We start from the raw sequence: 14875 nt of genomic DNA, 5'->3' as shown, positions 1-14875 counted from the left end.
AAAGCGGCAGAAATGTGAGTCTTTGTTCGCCAATCTCTCTTCATGAAGAAAGGCTAAACGCGATTCTGCTGTTTGTGAAGCAAATTTCAGGCAAGCCCCAAGATTTCACGGACACGTCACAGATCGCCAACCGCGCCTCAATCGAGGCGAACCGCCGCCAGGCTGTTGGCGGAAGCATCCGTTATCCGGACCCGCGCCATGTCGCCGACCACCGCATCGCCGGCATCGATGACGACCGATTGCAGCCAGGGCGAACGGCCGACAAGCTGGCCGGGATTGCGGCCGGGCTTTTCCAGCAGAATGTCCATCTCCATACCGATCCGCGACTGGGCGAATTCGAGCTGGTGGCGCGACAGCAGCGCCTGCAGCCGCTGCAGCCGATCTGCCTTTTCGGCTTCCGGCACCTGATCGCCAAGCTCGGCGCCGGGCGTGCCCGGACGCGGCGAATATTTGAACGAGAAGGCCTGCGCGTAACGCACCTGTTCAACGAGATCGAGCGTCGCCTGGAAATCCTCTTCCGTCTCGCCGGGGAAACCAACGATGAAATCACCCGACATGGCGATGTCAGGACGCGCGGCACGGATGCGCTCGATCAGCGCCAGGTATTCGGCGGCCGTGTGACGGCGGTTCATCGCCTTCAGGATACGGTCGGATCCGGCCTGAACCGGAAGATGCAGATAGGGCATCAGCTCCGGCAGTTCCCGGTGAGCGGCCATCAGCCTCTCGTCCATGTCGCGCGGGTGGCTGGTCGTGTAGCGCAACCGGTCGATGCCATCGACGCTCGCGAGGTCGAACAGCAACTCGCCGAGCCCCCATTCGGCGCCGTCCGGCCCCTCGCCGTGCCAGGCATTGACGTTCTGGCCGAGAAGCGTGATCTCGCGCACGCCGTTTTCGGCAAGGCGCTTTGCCTCGTCCACGATCTGCCTGCGCGAGCGGGAAATCTCCGCGCCGCGCGTATAGGGCACGACGCAGAAGGTGCAGAACTTGTCGCAGCCCTCCTGCACCGTCAGAAACGCCGAGACGTTCTTCGGGCGGATGCCGCGTTCCTTCTTCGGCAGATAGTCGAACTTGTCCTCGACCGCATATTCGGTGTCGACCACCCGCTCGCCGGTCTTGGCGCGACGCAGCGCCTCCGGCAGGCGGTGATAGGTCTGCGGGCCGATGACGACGCTGACGTCGGGCGCGCGGCGCAGGATTTCCTCGCCCTCCGCCTGGGCAACGCAGCCGGCGACGCCGATAAGCGTTTCACGGCCCTCGCGGGCGCGGGAAGCCTTCAGGTCGCGGTAACGCCCGAGCGCGGAATAGACCTTCTCCGCCGCCTTTTCGCGGATGTGACAGGTATTGAGCAGGATCAGGTCGGCATCCTCGATGACCTCGGTCGGCTGATAGCCGTCGGCGGCCAGCGCCTCGCCCATGCGTTCGCTGTCGTAGACATTCATCTGACAGCCATAGGTCTTGATGAAGACCTTGCGCTGGTTGGTGGCGTCCTGCCGGATCACTGTCGTCGTTTCCTGTGTCATGGCGGGCCTTTTAACGCGGTTTGGCTTCCGAGAAAATGAAAAAATACGTGACCCTGCCGGGCTTTTGCCGCCGCGTTTCAGCGCCCGCTCAGGCGCTCGGCCAGAAGCGTTCGCATCCGGCTTTCGACCTCGGCCGCCGCTTCCTTGCGCTTCGTGCCCTCCTCGAAGGTCACGCTTTCGCCGAAACAGATATCGACATCCAGAGCCCGCGCCCTGATGACGCCGGCAAGCGAGGGCAGCATGGCGACATCGCCCGGCCAGGCGACGACGGGGCGCATGAACCGGCCCATCGGCATGCCCTGGATGCCGGTATAAGCGACGGCCACCGGCTGGACGTGAACCGTGCCGTCCGGCGAATAGGGCACCGCGCTCGAGGCCGCGCCGAAGAGCGAATATTTGAGCGGCAGCAGTCGGTTGCCGTCAGAGGTCGTTCCTTCGGGAAAGAGGATGATGATCTCGCCGGCCGCCATGCGCTCGGCGATCGAATTGACCTGCCGGCCGGTCCCGCGCTTGTCCGTCCGCTCGATGAAGACGGAGTTCTGCAGCCGGGCGAACAGGCCGAATATCGGCCACGAGCGTACTTCCGACTTGGCGATGAAGGCAACATCGGCAACGCGGCCGAGCACGATGATGTCGAGCCAGCTCGTATGATTGGCCGAGAGCATCAGCGGCCGGCGCGTCTCGATTGCGCCGTGGACATGAATGCGGATGCCGAGCACGAAGCAGGCGACCATGTGCCAGTAGCGCGGCATTCTCCGCGCAAGTTTCCAGCCGCGCCAGAGCGCGATGATCTGCAATGGCGAGAGGATGACGGTCGTAAGAAACAGGGCGAGCGCCACATAGGCATAGCGCAGCCAGATCATCGCCCTCACCTCCCCGAAAAACGTCGTGACGTTCGGGGTTAGCCGAGATCGCGGCGCATGACAAGCGCGGTCGAGCGGGTTCCGTCGTCGTATGCGTAATAGGCCTTGCGGCGGCCGACCTCATAAAAGCCGAGCTTGCGGTAAAGCCCGATGGCCGCCTGGTTCTGGGCATCCACCTCGAGCAGCATATAGGCGGCGCCGCGCATGCGCGCCTCCTGCATGGCAGCCACCATCAGTCGCCAGCCGACGCCGTTGCGAGCATAATCGGGGCCGACGCAAATCGTCAGGATCTCCGCCTCCTCCTCGACGCTGCGCGCCAGCACGAAGCCGGCCGCGGGCGGGCTGACGATGCGGTTCACATGCCGCGCGATATGACCGAAGACCGGCGCCTGGGCCAGGAGCCTGCGCAGTTCCCCCGCACTCCAGGCATGGGAGAAACGCTTGCGGTGAAGATCGGCGGCCAGCCCCAGATGCTCGTCACCCAGGGGAAACAGGTCTATTTCCGGCGATCGTCTGAAAAAGGGAAGCATGGCAAATCCGGAACAGTCAGCGGCGGGCGACGGCAAATCCCGCCTGTGGCCTGGCGTCTGGCGCGCGCAGATAAAGCGGGCTCACCGGCCCTTGCGGACGGGCAACGGCGCCAATCCGTGCGATGGTCTCGATCTCGATGTGGGTCACGTCGCCAGCGACCTCCAGCCCGGCAACGCTTGCCCCGGTGCCAAAGGCAAGGGCATCGTGGCGACGCATGAGGCCGTCCAGCGCCTCATAGGCATAGGCAGAGGGCTCGGTGAGCGCTTCCCCGTCAGCGCCGCCGAAGACCTGGGCATAGGCCTCGCCGCGCCGGGCATCGATGGTCGCCATCACGGCGCGGCCCTTCGCCAGTTCCCGCGCCTGAAAGCCGAGCGAGGAAAGCGATGAAACGCCGACGCATTCCGTCCTTGTCGCAAGCGCCAGCGCGCGGGCGGTCGAAACGCCGACCCTCACGCCCGTGAACGAACCGGGCCCGACATTGACCGCGATCCTGTCAAAACCCGAAGGCGCCCTTCCCGCCTGCCGCAGCGTCTCGTCGATCACTGCCATCAGCCGTTCGGCATGCCCCTTGCCGATCGTCTCGACCGTGCGGGCAAGCACGACATCGTTTGTCGTATCGAAAAGGCAGGCCGCGCAATCGGCCTGCGCCGTATCGAGCGCCAGTATCAGCATTGCGGACCTTTCAGAACCGTATGGCCACGGTTGTCAGACGGCCTCGACATGCTCCACTTCGGGAACGAAGTGATGCAGGAGGTTCTGGACGCCGTGCTTCAGCGTCGCCGTCGAGGAGGGGCAGCCCGAGCAGGCGCCGCGCATGTTGAGGAAGACCGTACCCTCGCGATAGCCGCGGAAGGTGATGTCGCCGCCATCCTGGGCAACGGCCGGGCGAACGCGGGTGTCGAGCAGTTCCTTGATGGTGGCGACGATCGTCTCGTCACCGGCGTCGAAGAATTCCTCGCCGCTGTCCTCTTCCACCTGCGGAGCCTCACCGGCCATGACCGGCGCGCCGGACATGAAATGCTCCATGATCGCGCCGAGGATTGCCGGCTTCAGGTGCTGCCATTCGGGCTCGCCCTTGGTCACGGCCACGAAATCATAGCCGAACATCACACCTTCCACGCCGGGAACGGCAAAGAGCCGGGTCGCCAGCGGCGAGACGATCGCGTCATCGGCCGAGCGGAAATCCGCATTGCCGCTTTCCATCACGATCTTGCCGGGCAGGAATTTCAGGGTCGCCGGGTTCGGCGTCGTTTCGGTCTGGATGAACATCTTCATCTCCAAATCTTGTCGTCGGGCAAGGCTTTGCCCCTATATCGGCGCTTTGGCCTTCAACCGCAAGGGCATCAGCAGAGCGCGTCGATATCCGCATCCTCCAGCCCGTCGGGCAGAACGGTGACGGGAATGGTGAAGGCCTTGCCGCGACCGGCCAGCAGCGAGACCAGCGGCCCCGGCCCGTCCTTGGCCGAACCTGCGGCCAGCACGAGGATGGCAATGTCGCGATCTTCCTCGACCACGGCGTTGATCTGCTCGGACCTGTCGCCCTCGCGGATGACGATCTCGGGTTCGATACCAATGCCTTCGCGCGCGGCCTCGGCCACCTTGTTGACGATTGCCTCAGCCTCTTCACGGGCTTCGGCGCGCATGAATTCCTGCACGCCGATCCACTGCTGCACATCGTGTTCGGGGATCACATAGCAGAGCACCAGCCCGCCATTGGAGTTCTTGGCGCGCCGCCCGGCATACCGCACGGCCCGGCTGCATTCCGGCGTATCATCGACAATGGCCATGAATTTACGGCGATGTCCGGCCTCGCCGGAAAGTCGTTTGGAAACCATGTTTGCGAAACTCCGTGTTTTCCGGCAGTAAACGGCTTGAAAGCCCGGCAGAAAAGGCCGGGCCGGCAGGAAGCATGCCTTTTCAGGCAACGTCCTGCCGGCGATCCGAACGCGGCATCATAGCATAGATGACGCAAAAGCAAGCGTCAGAGGAGGCCGACGATCTCGTGCACGTCCTTCATCGTCTTCTCGGCAATGGCCCCTGCCCGCTCCGAACCATCCTTCAGGACGGCGTCGATATGGGCCGGATCGTCGATCAGGCGGCGCATCTCGGCATTGACCGGAGACAGGACGTTGACCGCCAGTTCGGCGAGCGCCGGCTTGAACTGCGAGAACTGCTGGCCGCCATACTCGGACAAAACATCGGCCTTGGTGCGATCGGAAAGGGCGGCGAAGATGCCGACGAGATTGTCGGCCTCGGGACGACCCTTCAGCCCGTCGACCTCGCTCGGCAACGCGTCCGGGTCGGTCTTAGCCTTGCGGATCTTGCGGGCGACGGTGTCGGCATCATCAGTGAGGTTGATGCGCGAAAGGTCGGAGGGGTCCGACTTCGACATCTTCTTCGAACCGTCCTTCAGGCTCATGACGCGCGGTGCAGGCCCCTCGATCAGCGGCTCGACCATCGGGAAGAAGGCATGGACCGGCTGGTCGCCGACGGTGATGTCAACGCCCTTGCCGATCTCCTTGATCTTCTTGGCAAAATCAAGGTTGAACTTCATGGCGATATCGCGGGTCAGCTCAAGATGCTGCTTCTGGTCGTCGCCGACCGGAACATGGGTCGCGCGATAGACCAGGATGTCGGCCGCCATCAGGCTCGGATAGGCCAGAAGGCCGAGCGAGGCGTTCTCGCGGTCCTTGCCGGCCTTGTCCTTGAACTGGGTCATCCGGTTCATCCAGCCGATGCGGGCGACGCAGTTGAAAATCCAGGCAAGCTCGGCATGCTGCGGCACGGCGGACTGGTTGAAGACGATATGCTTCACCGGGTCGATGCCGGAGGCGAGGTAGGCCGCCGTGATCGAACGCGTCTGGCTCTTCAGGTCGTCATGGACGAGCTGCGCGGTGATCGAATGCAGGTCGACGACGCAGTAGATGCAGTCCATCTGATCCTGCAGGGCGACAAATTTGCGCAATGCGCCGAGATAATTGCCGAGATGAAGATTGCCGGTCGGCTGCACGCCGGAGAAGATTTGCGGCTTGAATTCGCTCATGTCTTGGTCTCTTTCGGACGGGTGGAAGGCCCGGTCGGTTGAATTTCGATAGCGCTTATGCACCGCAGGCGGCGGCAGGTCAAACGGCGAAACGCCCTACCCCTTGCGGCCACGCCTGACCAGACGCCCGAGCAGCGCGCGATTGACGCCGCCGGTTGCCAGTACGAGGCCGAAATAGACGCTCGCCGCAAGGCCGAGCAGAATGAGAAGCCCGCCGAGCTGCTGCAGGAAGGCTGCCTCCGGCGCGAACCAGTGGGACATGCGCCCGGCCGCCAGCCGCACGGATACCGCCATGGCAATGGCGCTTGCAATGATCAGCGGCCCGCGTTTCATCAGCAGCTTGTCGAAGCGCAGATGACCGGTGATGATCAGGGTCGCCGCCAGAAGCAGAACATTGGTCCAGCCCGAGACCACTTCGGCGAGCGCGATGCCGCGTTCGGCGAGGATCGGAAAAAGCGAGATTGCCAGGATCGAGTTGATCACAACAGCGACCAGCGTGAAGCGCATCGGCAGCTTGGTGTTCTCGCGCGCGTAGAAGGCCGGCTGCAGGGCCTTTGTCAGCGCAAAGGCCGGAAGTCCGAAGGCATAGACCGTCATGATCGCCGATACCAGCGCCGTCGTTTCCGGCCCGAAGGCGCCGCGCTCGTAAAGCACGCGGGTGATTTCCGGCGAGATCACCATCAGCCCGAAGGCGGCCGGGACGGTGAGGAACAGCACGAATTCGATGGTCCGGTTCTGGATATGCGAGGCTTCTGAACTGTTGCCCGCCTTCAGCGCCCGCGAAAGCTCCGGCAGCAGCACCACGCCGCCGGCAACGCCGACGACGCCGAGCGGCAGCTGGTAGAGCCGGTCGGCATATTGCAACGCCGAGATCGCGCCGTCCTTGCCGGAGGCGACCGCCTGGCCGATGATCTGGTTGATCTGGATGACGCCGCCGGTCACCGCAGCCGGCACGGCGAGCGCGACGAGACGGCGGATCTTCGGCGTGATCTTCGGCAAACGGAAGGTGAGCCGCATGCCCGCCCGGCGGACGTCGATATAGACGACGCCAAGCTGAATGATCCCCGCTCCGAGCACGCCCCAGGACAGATTGCGCGCCATATGTTCCGGATCGGCGCCCGCATAGACGCCATAGGCCAGCACCCCGATCAGCACGACATTGAGAAAGACCGGCGCGATCGCGGCGGCAAAATAGCGGTGCAGCGAATTCAGCATGCCGCTCATCATCGCCATCAGCGACATGCAGATCAGATAGGGAAACATGACCGAGGCGAGCCTCACGGTCATCTCGAACTTTTCCGCGTCATCGGCAAAGCCCGGCGCGATGATGAAGCGCACGAGAAGCGGCATCGCCAGTTCCATCGCCACGGTGATGACGAGGAGAAAGGAAAACAGGACGCCGAACACCTGCTCGGAAAAGCGCTTGGCGCCGTCAACACCGTTCTCCTCGATCTCCTTGGAGAACAGCGGCACGAAGGCGGCGTTGAACGCGCCTTCGGCGAAAAGCCGGCGGAACAGATTCGGGAAGCGGAAGGCGGCGTAGAACACGTCGGCCATGGCACCGTTGCCAAGCGCCGCCGCCATCATCGTCTCGCGGGCAAAGCCGAGAAGCCGGCTTGCGAATGTGGCGCCGCCGACAGTGGCGAACTTGCCGACGAGGCTCATTTACGGTTTCCGTCGTCTTTGGGCGGCGTGTTGTCCTGCCCGTTTTCCGCCGGCAGCAGCATGCCCTGCGGCATGCCCTTGCGATAGGCATCGCCCTTGTCTTCCAGCACCGCCTTCATCCGTTCCACGATCGCCGCCTGGCGGTTCTCATTGGTGATCTTGGCGCCAACCAGGTCGGTCACGTAGAAACTGTCGATCACCTTCTCGCCGAAGGTCGTGATCCGCGCCGTCTGGATATCGAGCGAAAGCTCTGAAAGCGTCTGAGTGACGTCGGCGAGAAGGCCCGTCCGGTCCAGGCACTCGATCTCGATCACGGTGAAGATATTGGAAAGCTTGTTGGTGACCGAGACATGGGTCGGCACGGAGAAGGCGTGCACCGTGCGGCGCTCGCGCGTGCGCGCGGCGATCAGGTCGTTCAGATGCTTGCGGCCGGTCAGCACGTCCTCGATCAGCCGGCCGATGGTTTTGGCGCGGCGCAGTTCATCCGCGTCGTCGTCGAAAGCGCGGTTGAGAAGGATCGTGTCCAGCGCGCGGCCGTCTGTGGTGGTGAAGATCTGCGCATCGGCGATATTGGCGCCGGTTGCCGCGCACGCGCCGGCGATGATCGACAGAAGGCGCGGATGGTCGGGCGCGAGAAGCGTGATCTCGGTGATGTCGTGGAAGGCGTGGGTGCGCACCATGGTCGCAAACAGCCTGCGCTCCTTGTCGGCATCGCGGATGAAGCGGGCATGGCGCACCTGGTCTTCCAGCGGCACGGAGAGCATGTAGTTCTGGTAGTGCAGATTGGCGTATTTGTGCCTCTCATTGTCGCCCCAGCCGTCCAGTGCATTGTCGAGCGCCTCGATCGCCCGTTCCGTGCGGGCCTTGCGGGAGACGGCGGAGAACCCGCCGGAGAGCAGGATCTCGGTCTCGTAATAGAGCGTGCGCAGAAGCTGCCCCTTCCAACCGTTCCACACATCCGGACCGACGGCGCGGATGTCGCAAACCGTCAGGATCAGCAGCATGTTGAGCCGGTCGAGCGATTGGACGTTGTCGGCAAAATCCACCACCGTCTTGCGGTCGTTGAGATCGCGGGTCTGCGAGGTCATCGACATCAGCAGGTGGAATTCGATCAGCCAGGAAACGAGCTCCGTCTGCTTGACGGAAAGGCCGAGCCTCGGGCAGATCTTGCGCGCAAGCCGGGCGCCGGCAATCGAATGATCCTCCTTGCGGCCCTTGGCGACGTCATGCAGCAGCACGGCGACATAAAGCGCCGTGCGGTCCTCAACCGAGGAAATCAGCCGAGCAGCGAGCGGATGCATCTCGCTCTCGCCGCCGGCATTGTCGATCTCGGACAGAACGTCGACGGCGCGGATCAGATGCTCGTCCACCGTGAAGTGGTGATACATGTTGAACTGCATCATCGAGACGATGCGGCCGAATTCCGGCAGGAAACGGCCGAGCACGCCGGCCTCGTTCATGCGCCTCAGATAAAGGGCCGGCTTGTTGCGCGAGGTCAGGATCGAAAGGAACAGCCTGTTGGCCTCCTCATTCTCGCGCAAGTCCGCATTGATCAGCGACAGCGAGCGGGTGACAACCTTCAGAGCGTCTGGGTGGAATTCGAGATCGTTGATGACGGCGACATAGAAGAAGCGGATGATCGCAACCGGATCCTTCTTGAACACGTCCGGCTCGGCAAGCGCGATACGGCCGCTGTCGGAGACGAACTCGATCGAACCGGGGATCTTGCGCTGGCGCTTGGCGAATTTCGACCAGACGGCGCGGGGAAGTGTCGGGGCAGCCTTGGCCTGTTGCTCCTCAAGGTCGGAGCAGAAGATGCGGGTCAGATCGCCGACGTCCTTGGCCACCAGGAAGTAATGCTTCATGAACCGCTCGACGGCGGAAAGGCCGGGCCGGTCCTGATAATCGAGCGCCTCGGCGATCTCGCGCTGGATGTCGAAAGATAGCCGCTCCTCCGCCTTGCCGGTGAGGAAATGCATGTGGCAGCGCACGGCCCAGAGAAAATCCTCCGCGCGCAGGAAAAGCTTCATTTCCTGGCGCGACAGCACGCCAAGATCGACAAGCTCGGTCGGCTCGGGCACCCGGTAGAAATATTTGGCGATCCAGAACAGCGTGTTGAGATCGCGAAGCCCGCCCTTGCCCTCCTTGACATTGGGAACGACCAGATAGCGCGTGTCGAAGGATTTCTGGTGGCGCTGGTCGCGCTCGGCAAGCTTGGCGGCGATGAACTCGGGCGCGGTATTGGCAACCACCTCATCGTCAAAACGATGTTCCAGCGTATCGGCAAGCGACTTGCGGCCAGCGACATAGCGCATCTCCAGGATCGAGGTGCGGATCGTCATGTCGGACTTGGAAAGCTTGATGCATTCGGCAACGCTGCGGGTGGCGTGGCCAACCTTCAGCCCCATATCCCACAACATGTAGAGCACATACTCGATCGACTTCAGCGTCTCGGCGCGATCGCCGCCGTCAATCAGGAACAGAAGGTCGATATCCGATCCCGGCGCCAGCGTGCCGCGCCCATAACCGCCGACGGCAGTGATGGTGAATTCATTATTGGCCTCGGGATAGACCGACTGGACCACCAATGTGTGGAGCGCAATCAGGATCTGGTCCTGAAGCCACGAAATCCGGCGCGCGCATTCCAGCCCGCCGCCATTTTCCTTCAATATCTCATAGGCGCGCTCGCGGCCGGCAGCATTTACCTCCTTCAGGCGAGTAAGCACGTCCTGGCGCAGCTTGTCAGGGTTTACGGCATGTTTTCTGGCAATTGCCCGCAACTCTGCCCGGAGCCTTGATGGATCAAGCGCTTCCGTCATCGCATAGGGACTGGACAGCGGCCTGTCGGCGCCGCTCTTGACTGTCTCACCGGTAGCGCGTTCACGCTGCTCGCTTGCGGGTCTCTGCATCGACTTGCCTTTTCACCTGCGGTTCTTTCGCCGCCGGTGTCGTCTTAAAGCAAATCACCCTTCAATGGAAACATCATCGTGCAATTTCCGCTTCAGCGCGTAGAGCGCCTCCAGCGCCTCGCGCGGGGTCATGTCGTCCGGCTTCAGCCCGTCAAGCATGGCTTCGACCCCGGACGTCCTCGGCTCGGCCTCGGGCGCGCGCATCGACGCCTGAAACAATGGCAAGTCGTCGATCAGGCTTGCCGCCGGGTTCTTGCGGTCGGCATCCTCCAGCCGCGCCAGAACGTTCTTCGCGCGTTTGACGACGACGGAGGGAAGGCCGGCGAGTCGCGCGACCTGAATGCCATAGGACCGGTCGGCCGCCCCCGGCCCGACTTCATGCAGGAAGACGACCTCGCCCTTCCATTCCTTCACCCGCATCGTGGCGTTGACGAGGCGCGGCAGCTTTTCCGAAAGCGCTGTCAGCTCGTGAAAATGCGTGGCGAACAGACCGCGGCAGCAATTGACGTCGTGCAGATGTTCGACCGCCGCCCAGGCGATCGACAGGCCGTCGAAGGTCGCCGTGCCGCGTCCGATCTCATCGAGAATGACCAGCGAGCGCGGCCCTGCCTGGTTGAGGATCGCAGCCGTTTCCACCATCTCGACCATGAAGGTCGACCGACCCCGCGCCAGATCGTCGGAGGCGCCGACGCGCGAGAACAGCCGGTCTACCACACCGATATGGGCCTTTGCCGCCGGCACATAGGCTCCGGTCTGCGCCAGAATGGCGATCAGCGCGTTCTGGCGCAGGAAGGTCGACTTGCCGCCCATGTTCGGCCCGGTCAGAAGCCACAGCCGCCCCTTGTCGCCGCTTTCGGGCGACAGCGTGCAGTCATTGGCAACGAACGGCCCCGCCGACTGGCGCGCCAAAGCCTGTTCGACCACCGGGTGGCGGCCGCCCTCAATCTCGAAGGCCGTGGTGCCGTCCACTGCCGGCCGGCAATAGGCCTCGGCCTCGGCAAGAACGGCAAAGCCAGCGGAAACATCGAACGCGGAAAGGGCATGGGCGCCCCGCTTCAAGAGTTCAGCACTGTCGATCACGGCCTGGCGCAGCGCCTCGAAGGCTTCCAGTTCGATTGCCAGCGCCTCGCCTGCGGCATTGGCGATCCGGCTTTCCAGATCGGCAAGCTCGGCGGTGGTGAACCGCATGGCGTTCGCCATGGTCTGGCGGTGGATGAACTTCGCCTTGGCCTCATCGCCTTCCGTCAGCGACTTCGAATTGCCGGCCGTCACCTCGATGAAATAGCCAAGCATGTTGTTGTGCTTGATCTTCAGAGCCTTGACACCGGTCTCTTCGGCATATTGCGCCTGAAGGCCTGCGATCACGCGCCGCGAGGCATCGCGAAGCCCGCGCGCTTCATCGAGGCGCTGATCCGCCCCCTCGCGCACGAATCCGCCGTCGCGTTTCAGGAGCGGCAGTTCATCGGAAAGCGTCGCGGCGAGTTCTGTCTCAAGCCTCGCGGGCAGGCCGGCGAGCGCTTTGAGCGCGCCCGAAAGCTCGTCAGGCAGCAACGCAGGCCTCAGAAGCTCCGCGATAGCGCGGGCCGACTCGAGCCCTTTCAGAATCGCTCCGAGGTCGCGCGGCCCTCCGCGATCAAGCGCCAGTCGAGACAGGGCGCGCGGCATGTCCGGCAATTGCTTGAGATGATCGCGAAGCGAAGAGGCAAGGTCGACTTCATCGAGAAAGAAACCAACCGAATCAAGCCGCCTATGTACCTCCTCAGGGTCCGTCAGCGGCGACATCAGCCGCTCGCCCAGAAGCCGCGCGCCGCCGCTGGTGACCGTCCGGTCGATGGCCTTGAGGAGCGAGCCGTCGCGACCGCCATTCATGGTGCGCACGAGTTCGAGATTGGTGCGGGTCGCCGGATCGATGAACATTGACGCCGAAGCGCCGTCCTGCTCGGGAATGCCGAGTGCCGGGCGTTCGTTGATCTGTGTCTTCTCGACATAGGCAACGGCGGCGGCGGCGGCCGAAAGCTCAGGCCGCGAAAACCGGCCGAAGCCGTCCATCGTCGCCACGCCGAAGAAGCGCGACAGCCGGTCCTTCGCCGTGGCGCTGTCGAACAGTACGGCCGGCTGCGGCGCGACCGCGCGGCCGAGAAGATCGAAGACCGGCCGCAGCCTCTCCTCGGCGAAAAGCGTATCGGAGACGATCAGTTCGCGCGGTTCGACCCGCATGATGTCGGCGGCCAGGCGGCTTTCCGAGGTGGCGCACAGGCGAAAGACGCCGGTGGAAATATCGATCCAGGCGAGCCCGTAGGCCGCATCACCCTCGCCCTTCACCCGCGCAAGCGCCATCAGGAAATTGCTCTCGCCGGGGGCGAGCAGCTTTTCCTCCGTCAGCGTGCCGGCGGTGACAAGCCGGGTGACATCGCGCCGGACAACGGACTTCGCGCCGCGCTTCTTCGCCTCGGCGGGGTCTTCCGTCTGCTCGCAAACGGCGACGCGAAAGCCGAGGGCGATCAGCTTCTGCAGGTAATCATCGGCCGCATGGACCGGCACGCCGCACATCGGGATATCGCGGCCGAGATGCTGGCCGCGTTTGGTCAGCGTGATCGACAGCGCCCGCGCCGCCTCGACGGCGTCATCGAAAAACAGCTCGTAGAAATCGCCCATACGATAGAACAGCAGGAGATCCGGATTGGCCGCCTTGATCTCGATATACTGCTCCATCATCGGCGTCGCCGATGCCCGGCTTTCCTCTGAAATCAGTTCTTCGGTCGGAATACGATTATCGTCTGCCACGGTCACTTGCTTGCATGGATTGATGATTGCGCCGGACGGGTCCAAACGACCGCATCCTTGCCTCCCTTTCATGTGTCATGAAATCGGAAGCGTCGGAAGAGCGGGAAAAGAGAAAGCTGGGCAAAACCTTCAGCACGACGACGAGCGGTCGCCTGAGGTTCAACGCGGAACCGCAATCACCGGAGAGCCGCCTCCAAGGCGGCCCAGGCTGCCGACAAAGCCATCCTTTTTGCGGTCGTCATCCTCGGGCTTGACCCGAGGATCTAACCACCGTTCCGCACGAACGGTGTTCGCGTTTCATAAAATATTGAATTTAAATAGATTTTTCGTCCGAGACGCTTGTTACGGGGATGCGTGCTTAGATGCTCGGGTCAAGCCCGAGCATGACGAATGAGGGCGAGGTGAGCTTTGTCAACAAACCAGGCCACATCAAGGCGGACGACGCTCCGAAAATTCAGCTCGCGAAACGGCCGGCGTCGGCGCCGTAATAGTTCAGATAGCGGTCGGAGATCGACGAGATCGGCAGAACCACGAGCACATCGGTCGTGTTGAAGGCATGGTCGATCACCGCACCGTCGCCAACCATCGCGCCGAGGCGCAGATAGCCCTTGATCAGCGGCGGCAGACCGGTCAGCGCCCGGCGTCCGGACGCTTCCTCGGCGCTCATCAGGTTCATGTCCACGGCAAGTTCCGGCCGCGCATTGACCGCCCATTCGCCGGTGGCGCGGGCATTGTGGTAGAGGAAGGAGAGCGCCATGGCGTGCTCTGCCGGGTCCGTGCCGTGGAACGAGGCGCAGCCAAACATGACGCCGATATTGTGCTTCAACGCATAGGCCCAGTTGCCCTGCCAGAGCAGTTCGACCGTGCGCTTGCTGCGATAATCCGGCAGCACGCAGGAGCGGCCGAGCTCCATGAAACGGGTATCGGGATGACGGGCGACGAGCTTGTCGGTCTGGTATTCCGCATCGGAATAGAACCCGCCATGCTCCATCGCCACCTCGTGGCGCAGCAATCGGTAGGTTGCCACGATCTGGTCCTCGACATCGCCGTCAAGCTTGGTGTCGAGCACGAGCAGATGATCGCAGATTTCGTCCCACTGGTCGAAATCGCGCTTGGCGCGCATGGCGTCCGCTGGAAGGCGCGCCTGCATCTCCTCGACGAAGACGCGATAGCGCACCGCCTGCGCGGCCTCGATCTCGCCTGGCGTGCGCGCAATGCGGGTCTCAAGGGAGCCTATGCGACCCAGGATACCTTCCTGCAGAAGTTCCGTGCTCACGGCCGGGGCCGCGCCGGCGCGTTCGGCAGCCTGAAGAAGATCGAGCGCTTCCATGGTCATCGCGTGTTCCGGATCGTTCATCTTGGATGTCATAAACCATCTAACTGCGACACGTTCGTGACAGTCGCATCCCGCCATTCTGGAGGTCACTTCGTTTGGAAGAGGTCCTCTCGCGTCAATTTTCCGCCGCCTCTCATGTGCCGCAACGGCACGGTCCCAACGTGTAAAAGACTAGTACATGGCGGAAGCGAGGTCCAGAAGGTTTTGACGCCTCATCAACATCC

Annotated in this window: 10 protein-coding genes and 1 pseudogene; all 11 read right to left on the bottom strand. The window is 63.1% G+C overall.

Annotated features, from left to right (window positions below; translation table 11 throughout):
* Positions 1-137: 137 nt before the first annotated feature.
* Entirely contained in the window at positions 138-1520 is a 1383-nt protein-coding gene (gene miaB / locus GGR30_RS19110; RefSeq protein ID WP_183489786.1) for a tRNA (N6-isopentenyl adenosine(37)-C2)-methylthiotransferase MiaB, read from the bottom strand.
* 77 nt (positions 1521-1597) lie between these two features.
* Positions 1598-2383 (bottom strand): lyso-ornithine lipid O-acyltransferase, encoded by a 786-nt coding sequence (gene olsA, locus GGR30_RS19105; protein WP_183489783.1) that lies wholly within the window; start codon positions 2381-2383, stop codon positions 1598-1600.
* 38 nt (positions 2384-2421) lie between these two features.
* Positions 2422-2913 (bottom strand): GNAT family N-acetyltransferase, encoded by a 492-nt coding sequence (locus tag GGR30_RS19100; RefSeq protein ID WP_183489780.1) that lies wholly within the window; start codon positions 2911-2913, stop codon positions 2422-2424.
* 124 nt (positions 2914-3037) lie between these two features.
* A pseudogene (gene tsaB, locus GGR30_RS19095) lies at positions 3038-3586 on the bottom strand (tRNA (adenosine(37)-N6)-threonylcarbamoyltransferase complex dimerization subunit type 1 TsaB); the annotation flags it as partial.
* A 33-nt stretch (positions 3587-3619) separates the two neighbouring features.
* Positions 3620-4183 carry a NifU family protein gene (locus tag GGR30_RS19090; protein WP_183489775.1) on the bottom strand — a complete coding sequence of 188 codons (564 nt, stop codon included), beginning with the start codon at positions 4181-4183 and terminating at the stop codon, positions 3620-3622.
* Between the two features lie 74 nt (positions 4184-4257).
* A complete protein-coding gene (locus GGR30_RS19085; RefSeq protein ID WP_183489772.1) occupies positions 4258-4749 on the bottom strand; it encodes a universal stress protein in 492 nt (163 codons plus the stop codon).
* 146 nt (positions 4750-4895) lie between these two features.
* Positions 4896-5957 carry a tryptophan--tRNA ligase gene (gene trpS, locus GGR30_RS19080; protein ID WP_183489769.1) on the bottom strand — a complete coding sequence of 354 codons (1062 nt, stop codon included), beginning with the start codon at positions 5955-5957 and terminating at the stop codon, positions 4896-4898.
* A gap of 96 nt (positions 5958-6053) precedes the next feature.
* Positions 6054-7622: a murein biosynthesis integral membrane protein MurJ gene (gene murJ / locus GGR30_RS19075; protein ID WP_183489766.1), complete on the bottom strand. Its 1569-nt coding sequence runs from the start codon at positions 7620-7622 to the stop codon at positions 6054-6056.
* Positions 7619-10531, bottom strand: a complete 2913-nt coding sequence (locus GGR30_RS19070) for a [protein-PII] uridylyltransferase (protein ID WP_183489763.1) — start codon at positions 10529-10531, stop codon at positions 7619-7621. The genes murJ and GGR30_RS19070 overlap by 4 nt, the downstream gene beginning before the upstream one ends.
* Positions 10532-10585: 54 nt before the next feature.
* A complete protein-coding gene (mutS, locus tag GGR30_RS19065) occupies positions 10586-13315 on the bottom strand; it encodes a DNA mismatch repair protein MutS (protein WP_343066523.1) in 2730 nt (909 codons plus the stop codon).
* A gap of 454 nt (positions 13316-13769) precedes the next feature.
* The gene (olsB, locus tag GGR30_RS19060) at positions 13770-14645 is read right to left on the bottom strand and encodes a l-ornithine N(alpha)-acyltransferase (protein ID WP_183490025.1); all 876 of its coding nucleotides are present in this window, start codon (positions 14643-14645) and stop codon (positions 13770-13772) included.
* Positions 14646-14875 lie beyond the last annotated feature (230 nt).

Origin of the sequence: Martelella radicis (assembly GCF_014196625.1) — a bacterium.
In the GTDB taxonomy this organism is placed as follows: Bacteria; Pseudomonadota; Alphaproteobacteria; order Rhizobiales; family Rhizobiaceae; genus Martelella; species Martelella radicis.
Note: the sequence above shows the minus strand (reverse complement) of the source record. Positions and strands in the feature narration are given on the sequence as shown.